Genomic DNA, 12,730 nt, shown 5'->3' on the forward strand with positions numbered 1-12,730 from the left:
GTGAAGGGCTCCTTGAGGGAATCTGATTCCCTCAAGGAGCCCTTCACGGACCTTGGGCGCTCCCCTACGCAGCAGCGAAAGCCTGCTCCAGCCGCGGCAGGTAGTCGACCAGGTCCTGACCCCAGCAACCGGCCGTGTGCTTGCCCTGGCAGTTCGGTCCCCAGGTCTTGCCGTTGCCGTAATCCACGGCGTAGTAAGGATGTCCGGCCTTGTCGAGGGCTGCCTTCACGTTCTGCTGGGCGGCCTCGGTGACCGACTCGGCGAACGCGGGTTCGTCGAGCAGCACGTTGATCGGATTGCCGTTGCCGGAGCCGGTGTAGAGCGAAACCCCCACCGTGGCGAGTTTCCCGGCGTTCGCGACCGGGCCGTGGGCCAGCGCGGCGGACAGGTCACCCGCCTCGTTGAGCGGCCCGAAGGCGGAGTCGGTCGGCACGGCCGGGCCGAATCCGCTGCCGCCGGCGGTCTCGCCGGAGCCGGAGGTGCCCGACATGGCGAAACCGACGTTGGACAACGTGCCGCGGATCGCGGTACGGACCCAGTACAGGTTGAAGTCGATCGCGCCGGACAGCGAAACAGTCTGGGCGAACAATTCGGGACGGTCCTCGGCGTAGTGCAGTGCGCCGAAACCGCCCATGGACAGGCCGCCGACGGCTCGGCCCTGCTTCGCGGCAATGGTCCGGAAGTTGGCGTCGATGAACGGGATCACCTGGTTGAGGTGGAAGGTTTCCCAGTTCTGCGCCCCGGCGGCGGTGTCCTGGCGGACCCAGTCGGTGTACCAGCCGCGGAACCCGCCGTCGGGAATCACGGTGATCATCTTCTGGCTGGCCAGCATCGCGGGGTACGCCAGATACGGGTTGCTCGGATCGTCGCCGACGCCGTGCAGGAAGTAGAACACCGGGTAGCGCTTGGCGGTGTCGGTGTAATAGCTGCTCGGGACGATGACGCGGATGTGGTGCTGTCCCGAGACCGCCGGAGTCGTCACGGTGAGGACGAAGTTGGTCGCGGTGCCTTGCGGGGTCCCGACTTGGGTGAGGCCGTAGCCGTCGGTCATGGTTGGCACAGCAGGGGTGTCGGCGTGGGCGGGGCTGCTGAAGGCCAGCACCGCTGCGACGGCGGACACTAGGGCGCGCGTGCGCGTAAACAACGGTCTCATGGTCACTTTCTCGGTAGCGGGAGTCACGGGTTCTGGGTCACTTGGAAACCGGCGCCGTAGGTGCCGGGGTGCGCGGCGTCGCGGGCACGCAGGTCGGCGAGGATGTTCGCCGAACTGGTGTAGGCATACTGCGGGACGCCCAGGATGACCGCCTTGGTGATGCCCGCCCAGGGGCCGGCGGCCTGGAAGTTGTTGCCCTGTCCGGGATATTCGGTTCCGGGCGCGTGCCAGATCGCCGGGCCGCCGGAGTCGCCGCCCTGGTGCTTGGCCCAGGACTGGTAGACGCCGTTGGCGTTGCTGGTGATCCGGCCGTACCAGACACCGAGCTGCCCCGACACCACGAGTTCGTTGTTGTTGTTCAGCGCTGCGCCAAGGAGGCGTTCGGCGGGCAGCGACGGGGTGAGCGCGTTGGGGCTGGGCTGCCCGTCGGGGACTTCCATTTCGCCGGTCTGCTTCAGGTACGGCCCCTGTGCGGAGAGCGTCACCGACGGCACCAGCTCGATGATCAGGTAGTCCTTGGTCGGGTGCCCGGTCATCGAGCCTTCCCGGCTCTTGAAGTACCGCACGTAGCCGATCGGGCCGAACCCGGTGTCGGCCCGGTCGTAGACCGGCTGGATGTTCTCCGGGATGTCCCGGTCGGAGTACTTCTGCCCGGGCGGATCCTGCAGGCAGTGCCCCGCCGAGACGGCGATCCTCCGGTCGTACTTGTCGGTGCCGACCGCCCCGATCGTGCAGAAATGGTCGGGGCTGTTCAGGTCGAACAGGATCTGCATCGAGTTGAAGACCCGTTTCGCCGTCTCGGCCGAGGCGCCGGCCGCGCCGGTGACCGCCAGGACGACCACCGCGATCGCGGCGAGGAAACTTCGGGTGCGCACACACGCTCCTTGATTCGTAGGGTTCACTTCCTGCTGCCGCAGAGAGCGGAGTCGATCACATCGACCGGCGAGGGTCGGAGGCTCGTCAGCTCCCACGCGTTGGTCATCATCGAGGCGTACCGGCCGTCGTCGGTCACCGCGGTCAACGAGCTGTAGCCGGACGCCGCGAGGCCGTTGTGGAACCACGCTTCCCCGCCGCAGGACAGCGTGATGGCCTGCAGGCCCAGCCCCAGCCCGACGTAGTTCGGATCGTGCACCGGAACCTGGATCGTCCGGCGCATCTCGGCCAGCGCGGCCGGGGAGACGACCTTGCCGTCGAGCAGCGCGCGGTAGAACGCCGACAGGTCCGACAGCGTCGAGACGACCGCGCCGGCCGAGCTTTCGATCGACGGTTCGGAGATGACCGGAGCCGAGGTCGTCTCGGTCCAGAAGAAGAACGGGCCCGCCCGGACCCCGCGGTACCCGGCGAGATACGGCGCGGGGAGAGAACGATCGCCCGCGCGCGGGAAACTGGTCTGCGCCAGGCCGAGCCGGTCGATGATCCGGGAGGTGATCGCGTCGCCGACGGACATTCCGGTGACCTGCTCGATCAGCAGGCCGTTGATCAGGTAGCCCAGGTTGGAGTACAGCACGCTCGTGCCGGGCGCGGACGCGGGCGGGAAATTGCGCAGCCCGACCTGGACCAGGTCGCGAAGACCGATGCTGCCGTCCGGTTTGACGAGCCCGGCCGCTTTCTGGGCCCAGGCCACCACATCCGGGGCGGGGATTCCGGCGTTGTGCTGGAGCAGCTGCCGGACGGTGATCCGGTTCCCGTCGTAGCCGTTGCCGTCGACCAGGCCGGGCAGGTACCGCTCGATCGGCGCGTCGAGCACGACCTTGCCCTCGTCGACGAGCTGCAGGACGACCGACGCGGTGAAGGTCTTGGTCTGGCTGGCGATGCGGAAGTGCTCGTTCGGCTCCAGCGGACGCGCGGCTCCAGTGATCGTGGCGCTGCCGGCGGACAGGTGCCACGACCCGGACGCGTTGCCCGCGTAGACGGCGGCACCAGGTCCGGCGTGGGATTGATAGGCGTTGAGGACAGCCTGGGTGTCGGCGTGGGCGTCGGCCGCGGATGCCGGTGCGGCCAGTGCCACGGCGACGGCGACACTCGCCAATACCGAGGCTGTCCGTCTCAGTGTGCGCACGAAATCTCTCCTTCGCTCGAAGGGTTCCGGAGTTATCTGAACTGGTACCGGCAGACGGCCACCGCCACGACGATCAGCAGCAGCACGCCCACCAGCACCAGGCACCCGACCCCGCCGCTGGCCGACCGGCGGCGCTCCGCCTGCCCCCTTGGCGGAACCCCGGGATGGCACTCGGCGTAGTGGCGCGTTCGCTGCTCGGCGCTGTCGGCCCGCGTGAGCCAAGGCGTCCGATAGCCGCATTCGCCGCACCAGTACCGGTAATCGGCGGCCATACCCGGTTTCCTTCTCTCTCTTCCGACGAGGCGACCGGGCGGGGAGCCGGTGCCGATCATGGTCGCGTTCGCGCAGGTCGGGGTGCCAGAGCACAAGCCGGTCAAAGATGACCGGCCCGCGCGGTAAGGTCATTTGCGGGAAAGCGGCGCACAGTGAGGGGTCTCCGCGGTGACGAGCCGGGCCGGCGTTCTGCTGCGGGAGATGCGGCGGCAGGCCGGGTTGACGCAAGAGCAATTGGCGGAACGCTCCGAGGTCAGCGTCAGCACTATCCGGCGGCTGGAGAACGGCAAACCCATCGATCCGCGGATGGGCACCGTGAAGCTGTTGGCCGACGCGCTGGGATCCACGACGGCCGAGCGTCGCGCGCTGCTGGCCGAGTTCGGCGTCTCGCCCGCGCCGGAAGAGATCGAGCCTCCGCGAATCCGGAGCGCGCTTTCCGAGGCCGCGGACCAATTCGCGCTGGTGGTCGCTTCTCGCTGGCAACGCGAAGAAGAGCAATGCCGGGTCCACGATCCGTTCCCGTTGCCGGTGCGCTGGCAGCTGGCGTCCGAACGGCTGACCGATCGCTGGGACAACATCCGCAACGTCCCGCCCGGCGGGGCCGCGGAACCGCTGAAGCTGGACGGCGAACTGGACGACATCGCGGACGTCTACCGGCGGATCCCGTCCGGGCGGCTGGTCGTCCTCGGCCGGGCCGGTTCCGGGAAGACGATCCTGACGCTGCGGTTCGTGCTGAGCTGTCTCCGGACGCGCGCCGCCGGCGAACCGGTGCCGACGGTCTTCGCCGTCAGCTCGTGGGACCCGACGGCCCGCACGCTGCGCGACTGGCTGATCGAACGGCTGCCGCAGGACTACCCCGACTACCCCGGCCTGACCGCTTCCCTGGCCGCCGAACTGGTCGAAACCGGGTGCGTCCTCCCGGTTCTGGACGGATTCGACGAGATCTCCGGCGGATTGCACGCCGCCGCGCTGGCCGCGCTCAGCGCCACCTCGCTGCCGTTCCTGCTGACCAGCCGTCCCGGCGAATACGAGACGGCGGTCGCCGCGACCGACGTGCCGACCTCGGCCGCGGGCGTGGAACTGCTCGACCTGACCCCGACGGATGTCGCGAATTACCTGCCCCGCACGACCTCCCGCGACGGAAACCCGTGGGGCCCGGTGCTCGCCGAGGTGCGCGAGCATCCCGGCGGACGCCTGGCGACGGCGTTGCGAACGCCGCTGATGGCGGGCCTCGCGCGCACCGTCTACAGCGATGTCCCTGGCCGGGACCCGGCGGTTTTGCTGGACACCGCCCGGTTTCCGACCTCGGACGCCCTCGAAGACCATCTGCTGGCCAGCTTCGTGCCCACCGTGTACCAGCACCGGCCCCCGCATCTGGCGCGCCCGCTCCGGAGCTGGGATCCCGGACGCGCCCAGCGGTGGCTGGGCTTTCTCGCCCAGCACGTCGGCCAGCTCGACGACCACGATCTGGCCTGGTGGCAGCTGGGCGATTCGCTGCGCCGGTCGTCGCGGATCCTCGCCGTCGTCGTGGCTTCGACGCTGGCGATCGCCGTGCTGAACTGGCTTGTCTTCGTCCCGCTCGACCTGATCGGCCGCGGGACCGCGTTCACCTTCCGCGCGGGCCTGATGGACGGCCTCCTGATCGGGCCGATGGTCGGCCTTGCCTTCGGGCTGGTCTACGGCCTGATGATCGTGTGCGGCCGAAGAACGATCGAGCCGTCGCGCGTGCAGATCCGGTTGCGGGGACGACGTCGGACCGGACGGCACTTCGTCCGCGCTTACGCCGCCCGGCTCGGCACCGCCCTGCTGGGCGGCTTCGTGATCGGGCTCGGCTACGGCCCGGTGAACACGGCTTTGCACGGCCTGCTCTTCGGATTTCCGCCGGACGGCAAGTCCCTGGTGGAGAAAATGCTCGTCCCGACGCTGGTCTACGGACTCATCTTCGGGTTGGCGGCCGGGCTCGTGTTCGGGCTGATGGCCGCGCTGGAGATCCCGCTGGACGTCGGCTCGGCCGCCACTCCGCTCGGTCTGCTGGCCACGAATCGCACGACTGCGTTGCGCCAGTTGCTGATTCTGGTGCCGACGGTCGCCCTCGCCATCGCTTTCGGCGGGTGGGCGCTGGTCGAGCTGCTGCAAGGTCCGTTGGGGCCGCTTCGCTGGCCGCTGTCGTCGGGGCTGCTCATCGGAGCCGTCGGAGGGCTGGGCGGCGGGCTTTCTTACGTGCTGGCGTTCACGGCTTGGGGACAGTGGGTGCTGCTGGCGCGGATCTGGCTGCCCTTGACCGGCCGGCTGCCTTGGGCGGTGACGGCGTTTCTGGACGACGCGTACCGGCGCGGGGTGTTGCGGCAGGCTGGGGCGGTGTATCAGTTTCGCCATGCGCGGCTTCAGGATCATCTCGGGCGGACGTATCGGGCGCACGGCTGATCCGGCATGCTGTCCGGCATGCGCAGTGACGGGGGATGGACCGGCCTCGGCTGGCAAAGCTGGACGGATCTCGGCGAGGTGCGAGCCCAGCTGGAAAACGGTGCCGACCCGAACGTCGGCGACGGGTGGCCCGGGCCGCCGCTGCACGCCGCGGCCGAGTACGGCTCAACGGAGGTCGTGGCCGAACTGGCGCGGCGGGTGCACGACGTGGACGCGCTGTCGGGCGGCCGGACCGCGCTGTGGCGGGCAGTGGCCGCACACCGGCCGGACAACGCCCGCGCGCTCGTCGCCGCGGGCGCGGATCCGCTGCTGGAGATGATGTCGGGCTGGTCGCCGGGACGGCTGAGCCTGACGAGCCCGACGCCGGAGTTGCCAGACTTGGGAGTTTCGTTGACGCCGGAGGAAACCGCGATCGTCGAGGAAAGCCATCGGCTGATCGCCGCGCTCGGCGATCAGCACCTCGAGGGGCTGGGCATCGCTTGCGTCGCGGGCATCGACGTCGCCGAAGCGGTGCGCAGGCTTTCCGCGGAGGTCCTCCACGAACGGGACGAACTGGAGGCCGCGTGGGAAGAAGACCCGTTCAACGACGACAACACCATTCTGACCATGTGGGCCACTGACGTGCCGGGCGGATGCGTCCTCGCACAGCCCTGGGGATACGGGCCGCAAATGCCTGGCGTCACCAAGGCCCTGTCGGCGGGCACGATCTGCTACGGCATGTACGCCAATCCCAAGAGCGGCAACCAGGGCAGCATCCTCCGCGACGGCGAGGTCATCGGCTGGGACCTGCACCCCGGCGGCGAGCCGAGCGAGCAGGGCGACGTGCTGCTGTCCTGCCTGTACGAGGATGAGGCACTCGCCTATTGCTTCGCCTACGCGGGGTTGCGGCCGGTCGACAACCGTTCGGTGATCGGACCGCCGGACGCCTGGATCCGGCTGCCCGACCGCGATTACTGGAGCTGACCGGTCAAAGAACGGTCCTGGGCTGGGTCTGTCCGGCAAGCGAGAGCACTAAGCACCCTCGACTGCCGCCCGCACCGGAGGACGAGCGGTCCGCACCCGCACCGCGCTTCCCGCGCACACCACCACTGCCAGGCCGCCCAGGATGGTCTGCCAGGTCAGCTCTTCGCCAAGGAAGATCGCTGCCCACAACAGATTCAGCACCGGCTGCACCAACTGCACCTGGCTGACCTGCGTCATCGGCCCCAGACCCAGCCCCCGGTACCACGCGAAGAAGCCCAAATACATGCTCACCACCGCCAAATACGCGAAGGCGGCCCACTCCCCGACTGTCGCATGTGGAGGGTGGCTCGCCACCGACACGACGGTCAACCCGACCATCAGCGGCGAAGCGACCACCAGCGCCCACGAAACGGTTTGCCACGCGCCCAGTTCCCGCGCGAGCAGACCGCCTTCCGCGTAGCCGACGGCGGCGGCCAATACTGCGCCGAAGAAGAGCGCGTCCGACCATTGCAGACCGCTGAGGCCACCGCCTTGCAGGACGGCGAAGCCGATCGCGGCGACGGCGCCCACCGCGGCCAACGCCCAGAAAGTCGCGGGTGGACGTTCGCGCGTGCGGAGGACCGCTACTACGGCCGTCGCGGCGGGGAGCAGCGCGATGACGACAGCGCCGTGGCTGGCGGACGCGGTGGTGAGGGCGTAGGAGGTCAGCAGCGGGAAGCCGATCACCACGCCACCGGCGACGACGGCGAGGCGGAACCATTGGGCGCCACGCGGGAGGCGTTGTTTGGTGACGCTCAGCGCGACGGCCGCGAGCACCGCGGCGACCACTGCCCGGGCCGAGCCGATGAACATCGCCGAGAGTCCGCCGTTTTCCACGGCGAGCCGCGTGAACGGCATCGTGAACGAGAACGCCACGACACCGAGCAGCCCCCACCAGAGACCGGCCCGGGGTAGCGCCGGTACCGCCGGGAGAGTAGCGCTATCCTTCAGTTTCATGTCCGACGATAGCAGCTCCCGGATCGCTTCGACACTGCGCGAGTGGATCAGCACCGCACCGGCCGGAGCGAAGCTGCCGTCCTCGCGGGAGCTGGTCGCGCGGTATTCGGCCAGTCCGGTGACTGTCCAGAAAGCACTGCGCAGCCTGTCTTCCCAAGGGCTGGTGGAGAGTCTGCCGGGAGTCGGCACGTTCGTCCGCGCGGCGCCCGCCACCGGGACCGGCGATTACAGCTGGCAGACCGCCGCGCTCGGAACGCCGGGGCACGGAGTGCTCAAGCATCCCGCGTCGCTGCAGCCGGCCTCCACTAACTCAGTAGCGCTTCATTCCGGCTATCCCGACCCCGAGCTGCTGCCGGAGCGGCTCGTCCGGAGTGCGTTCTCCCGGGCGGCACGGACCGCGGCCCTGGTCGGAAGGCCGCCGACCGCGGGCGTTCCCGAATTGCAGGCCTGGTTCGCCGCGGAACTCCGCGCGGTGACGGCGGCCGGGATCGCGCCGGTCACGCCACGGGACGTCGTGATCACCCCGGGCAGCCAGAGCGGCCTGGTCACCGCGTTCCGCGCGCTGGTCGGGCCGGGACAGCCGCTGCTGCTGGAATCGCCGACGTACTGGGGCGCGATCCTCGCGGCGACGAAAGCGGGCGTCGCGGTGGTACCGGTGCCGAGCGGCCCGAACGGACCGGATCCCGACGTGCTGGCCAGGACGTTCGAGCAAACGGGCGCGCGGGCCTTCTACGCGCAGCCCAGTTTCGCCAGCCCGACCGGTGCGCTGTGGTCTCCCGACCTGGCCGGCCGCGTCCTCGACACCGTTCGCCAGCACGGCGCGTTCCTGATCGAGGACGATTCCGCGCACGATTTCGGCATCACCGCGGAACCGCAACTGCTCGCGGGCCGCGACGACGACGGTCACGTGGTCTACCTCCGCTCCCTCACCAAGAGCGTCTCCCCCGCGATCCGCGTCGCCGCGCTGATCGCCCGCGGCCCGGCGCGCGACCGGATTCTCGTCGACACGCTCGCCGAGTCGATGTATGTCAGCACGGTGCTGCAGACCGTCGCGCTCGACGTCGTGACCCAGCCTGCGTGGCGCACCCACCTGCGACGAGTGCGGCACCAGCTCAAGACCCGCCGCGACCTGCTGCTCACCGGCCTTCGCGAGCACGCGCCCGCAGTGCACGTCGAATCCGTGCCGCAGGGCGGGCTGAACCTCTGGGCGCGGCTGCCCGGAACGGTCGACCTAGCACACGTCGTCCGCGACTGCGAGTCCGCGGGCGTGGTCATCGGCCCCGGCGACGAATGGTTCCCCGCCGAACCGACCGGACGCTTCATCCGGCTCAACTACGCCGGGCCGAATCCCGGTGCGTTCGCCGACGCCGCGCGGGTGATCCAGGACGCGGTCACGGCGAACGTCTAGTTTTCCGTGCGCAGGGCTGCTTTCTGCACCTTTCCGGACGGCGTGAGCGGCAGGCTGGGCCGGAGCACGATCTGGCGCGGGACCTTGTAGTCCGCCACCTTCCCCGCGCAGAACTCCTTCAGCTCCGCCTCGGTGACCGCCGAATCTTGTGCCGGGACAACGTAATACCGGCCGATCTCCCCCAGCACCGGGTCGGGAACGCCGACTCCGGCAGCCATCAGGACCCCGGGATGCGCGGCGAGGACGTTCTCCACCTCGATCGGATAGATGTTGAATCCGCCTTGGACGAACATGTCCTTGGCGCGGCCGTGCAACGTCAGGTACCCGTCCTCGTCCGCGCGGGCCATGTCGCCGGTGTGCAGCCAGCCGTCCGCGTCGACCGCAGCCGCAGTTTCCGTCGGCAGATTGTGGTAGCCAGCCATGATCGACGGCGTCCGGAACAAAAGCTCGCCGGTTTCGCCCACCGGCAGCGCTTCCCCGGAGGGAGAGGCGATTTTTGCTTCCACCCCAGGGAAAGGAACGCCGATCGAGCTTTCGGTCGCTTCCGTGCTGGCACCCCACGGCGTCATCACGACAGCGCCGGAAACCTCGCTCAGCCCGTACAGGTTCATCACGGTCGCCTTAGGGAACGCAGCCGTAAGCCGTTGCAGCAGAGCCGGTTCCGCGTTCGCGCCGCCGGTGACCACCACGCGGATCGCGGACGTGTCGATACCGGCGAAACGCTCGTGATTCAGCAGCAGCGTGTGCATCGTCGGCACGCCGACCCACATCGTCAGGCCAGCGGTCCGGAACAGATCGGCGGCGGCCCCGGCGTCGAAGGACGGCAGCAGCACCGTCCGGCTGCCCGCGACCAAAGCGGACAGGACGCAGCAGGTGATGCCGCTGACGTGATTCAGCGGAACGGCCACCGGCAGCACGTCGGCGGGGCTCAACTGGAGGTGATCGGCTTCAGCGGCGGCCGACGCCAGCTGGCCGCGATGAGTCAGCGTCGCGCCTTTGGGACGGCCGGTGGTGCCGGAGGTGTAGATGATCATCACTGGGTCGTCGTCTTCGACTGCGGCCGAGGCGGCGGCCAGCGCTTCGTCAGGCTCCGCTGAGCCCAGTTCGGCGAAGGTCACGACGGAAACGCCGGGCAGTTCCAGTTTTCCCAGCAGGGCAAGGAAATCTACCTCGCCCGCCGATGGCTCGGTCACCACGAGCCGTGCGCCGGAATCGTTGAGGATGTGCGCGAACTCGGTTTCCCGGTATCGAGGGCTCAGCCCGACCACCGCGGCACCGATCTTCGCGGCGGCGAAGTACACCGCCAGCCATTCCGGCGTCGTGCGCCCGTTGACCGCGATCCGGTCGCCGCGCCGCACTCCACGCCGCAGGAAGTCGGCGGCGATCCGGTCCGACCACGCGTCCATCTCGGAAATCCGGAGGTCGCGTGAACCGGCGGTCCAGCCGACGGCGTCCGCGGGCGCGGTGCGAAGCAGGTCGTGAATACGCGTCATCGCTCGTCCTCACTGGTCAGGTGGCCGGCGGGGGAGCCGAGGTGCCGCCGCCCGGCTGCCAGGCTACAAAGAAACCCCGGTGGCCGCTCTCAAGGCAGCCACCGGGTTTCCCTCACCGCGTCAAGACAGGTGATGCACGTCCTGCAGCCCGTACACCGGCGTCTCAAGGCCTTCGAACCGCGCCTTCAGCTGCAGCGCCAGATACAGCGAGTAATGCCGCGACTGGTGCAGATTCCCGCCGTGGAACCACAATCCCTCCTGCTGGGTGGGCTTCCACATGTTGCGCTGCTCGCCCTCCCACGGGCCCGGGTCCTTGGTCGTTTCCGAGCCGAGGCCCCAGCATTTGCCGACCCGGTCCGCGGTTTCCTGCCCGACCAGATCGGCGACCCAGCCGTTCATCGAGCCGTAGCCGGTCGCGTAGACGACGACGTCGGCCTCCAGCTCGGTGCCGTCCGACAGCACCACCGAGTTCGCGGTCAAGTGGTCGACCTGGCCGTGCGCGAGCTTGATGCTGCCGTTGGCGACGAGCTCCGAAGCGCCGACGTCGATGTAGTAGCCGGAGCCGCGGCGCAGGTACTTCATGAACAGGCCGGAACCGTCGTCGCCCCAGTCGTGTTTGAAGCCCGCCGCCTCGAGCCGGGCGTAGAAGTCCGCGTCGCGCTCGTGGATCGCTTGGTACACCGGGATCTGGAACTCCGGCATGATCCGGTACGGGATCGACGCGAAGATCAGGTCGGCCTTCTCGGTGGTGACGCCCGCGGCCAGCGCACGCTCCGAGTACAGGTCGCCGAGGCCGAGGTCCATCAGCGAATCCGACTTCACGATGTGCGTGGACGAGCGCTGCACCATCGTCACGTCCGCGCCGTGCTCCCACAGCGCCGCGCAGATGTCGTGCGCCGAGTTGTTCGAGCCGACGACGACCGCCTTCTTGCCCGCGTACGCGGCCGGTCCGGGGTGCTGCGACGAGTGGTGCTGGTCGCCTTCGAACTCGTCCATTCCGGGGAACGACGGCAGATTCGGCTTGCCGGACATCCCGGTCGCGAACACCACATGCTTCGGCGTCAGGACCACTTCTTCGCCGTCGCGGTCGACCGTGACGTGCCACTGCTTCGCGTCGTCATCCCAGACCGCGGAGGTGACCGCCGAGCGCGTCCAGTAGGGCACCTCCATCAGGCGCGTGTACATCTCCAGCCAGTCCGCGATCTTGTCCTTCGGCGCGAACACCGGCCAGTTCTCCGGGAACGGCAGGTAGGGCAGGTGGTCGTACCAGACCGGGTCGTGCAGGCAGAGGTTCTTGTACCGCTTGCGCCACGAATCGCCGGGCCGGTCGTTGCGCTCCACCACCAGCGCGGGCACGCCGAGCTGGCGCAGCCGCGCGCCGAGCGCGATCCCGCCCTGCCCGCCGCCGATCACGACGACGTAGGGCTGCTCGCCGTAGCCGAGCGTCTCCTGCTCCTCGGCCCGCTTCTCCGCCCACGACCGGCGGCCGCGGACCACGCCGTGCTCGACGCCCTTGGGCCGCCGTTCCCGCTGCGACTCCTCGAAACCCTTCAGCTCGCGCAGGCTGGTGAGCAGCGTCCACGCGCCCTCCTCCTTCAGCCGCAGATGCCCTTTCGCGCGTCCGGCGGCGGTCTCGAACTCGATCCACGCCTCGGTGACGCCGTCGCTTTCAGTCGCCGGTTCGGAGGTGCGGAATCCGCTCGGGTCCGTCGCTTCCAGACAGCCGCCGAGCAAGCCCGCGACCCCGTCGCGGCCCTCGACGGTCTTGAGGTTCCAGGTGAACGAAACCAGGTCGCGCCAGTAGGAATCGACGGCGAACAACGCCGCGGCGGCCTCGACGTCGCGGGCGGTCAGCGCGGCCTCAAACCGGGCCAGCCAGTCCTCGACCCGGGCCTGCGGCGTGCTCGCCTCCGCGATCCGGTCGACTGTCTGTGTCATCGCTACTCCTCGGACGTCGCTGT

10 protein-coding genes are annotated in these 12,730 nt (G+C 69.2%); 3 read left to right on the forward strand and 7 right to left on the reverse strand.

What is annotated here, in order from left to right; translation table 11 throughout:
- Nucleotides 1-64: 64 nt before the first annotated feature.
- The 4 genes from ACFXI3_RS35310 to ACFXI3_RS35325 form a co-directional block, all read right to left on the reverse strand.
- Nucleotides 65-1,051, reverse strand: a complete 987-nt coding sequence (locus tag ACFXI3_RS35310) for an alpha/beta hydrolase (protein WP_378405510.1) — start codon at nucleotides 1,049-1,051, stop codon at nucleotides 65-67.
- 125 nt (nucleotides 1,052-1,176) lie between these two features.
- Nucleotides 1,177-2,028, reverse strand: a complete 852-nt coding sequence (locus tag ACFXI3_RS35315) for a hypothetical protein (RefSeq protein ID WP_378405512.1) — start codon at nucleotides 2,026-2,028, stop codon at nucleotides 1,177-1,179.
- Nucleotides 2,029-2,051: 23 nt separating this feature from the next.
- Nucleotides 2,052-3,212, reverse strand: a complete 1,161-nt coding sequence (locus tag ACFXI3_RS35320) for a serine hydrolase domain-containing protein (RefSeq protein ID WP_378405514.1) — start codon at nucleotides 3,210-3,212, stop codon at nucleotides 2,052-2,054.
- 32 nt (nucleotides 3,213-3,244) lie between these two features.
- Nucleotides 3,245-3,484: a hypothetical protein gene (locus ACFXI3_RS35325; RefSeq protein ID WP_370935344.1), complete on the reverse strand. Its 240-nt coding sequence runs from the start codon at nucleotides 3,482-3,484 to the stop codon at nucleotides 3,245-3,247.
- A gap of 169 nt (nucleotides 3,485-3,653) precedes the next feature.
- Here ACFXI3_RS35325 and ACFXI3_RS35330 point away from each other — a divergent pair, with 169 nt between their 5' ends.
- Nucleotides 3,654-5,909: a helix-turn-helix domain-containing protein gene (locus tag ACFXI3_RS35330; RefSeq protein WP_378405516.1), complete on the forward strand. Its 2,256-nt coding sequence runs from the start codon at nucleotides 3,654-3,656 to the stop codon at nucleotides 5,907-5,909.
- 18 nt (nucleotides 5,910-5,927) lie between these two features.
- Entirely contained in the window at nucleotides 5,928-6,872 is a 945-nt protein-coding gene (locus tag ACFXI3_RS35335) for an ankyrin repeat domain-containing protein (protein ID WP_378405518.1), read from the forward strand.
- 48 nt (nucleotides 6,873-6,920) lie between these two features.
- On the opposite strand, the gene ACFXI3_RS35340 is transcribed toward ACFXI3_RS35335, so the two are convergent.
- A complete protein-coding gene (locus ACFXI3_RS35340) occupies nucleotides 6,921-7,868 on the reverse strand; it encodes a DMT family transporter (protein ID WP_378405520.1) in 948 nt (315 codons plus the stop codon).
- Here ACFXI3_RS35340 and ACFXI3_RS35345 point away from each other — a divergent pair.
- Nucleotides 7,867-9,276 (forward strand): PLP-dependent aminotransferase family protein, encoded by a 1,410-nt coding sequence (locus tag ACFXI3_RS35345; protein WP_378405522.1) that lies wholly within the window; start codon nucleotides 7,867-7,869, stop codon nucleotides 9,274-9,276. The genes ACFXI3_RS35340 and ACFXI3_RS35345 overlap by 2 nt on opposite strands.
- On the opposite strand, the gene ACFXI3_RS35350 is transcribed toward ACFXI3_RS35345, so the two are convergent.
- Together ACFXI3_RS35350 and ACFXI3_RS35355 are read right to left on the reverse strand one after the other, a co-directional pair.
- The gene (locus ACFXI3_RS35350; protein ID WP_378405524.1) at nucleotides 9,273-10,769 is read right to left on the reverse strand and encodes a class I adenylate-forming enzyme family protein; all 1,497 of its coding nucleotides are present in this window, start codon (nucleotides 10,767-10,769) and stop codon (nucleotides 9,273-9,275) included. The genes ACFXI3_RS35345 and ACFXI3_RS35350 overlap by 4 nt on opposite strands.
- Nucleotides 10,770-10,889: 120 nt before the next feature.
- The gene (locus ACFXI3_RS35355) at nucleotides 10,890-12,707 is read right to left on the reverse strand and encodes an NAD(P)-binding domain-containing protein (RefSeq protein WP_378405526.1); all 1,818 of its coding nucleotides are present in this window, start codon (nucleotides 12,705-12,707) and stop codon (nucleotides 10,890-10,892) included.
- Nucleotides 12,708-12,730 lie beyond the last annotated feature (23 nt).

It is taken from the genome of Amycolatopsis sp. NPDC059235 (assembly GCF_042754125.1).
Taxonomy (GTDB): Bacteria; Actinomycetota; Actinomycetes; order Mycobacteriales; family Pseudonocardiaceae; genus Amycolatopsis; species Amycolatopsis albidoflava.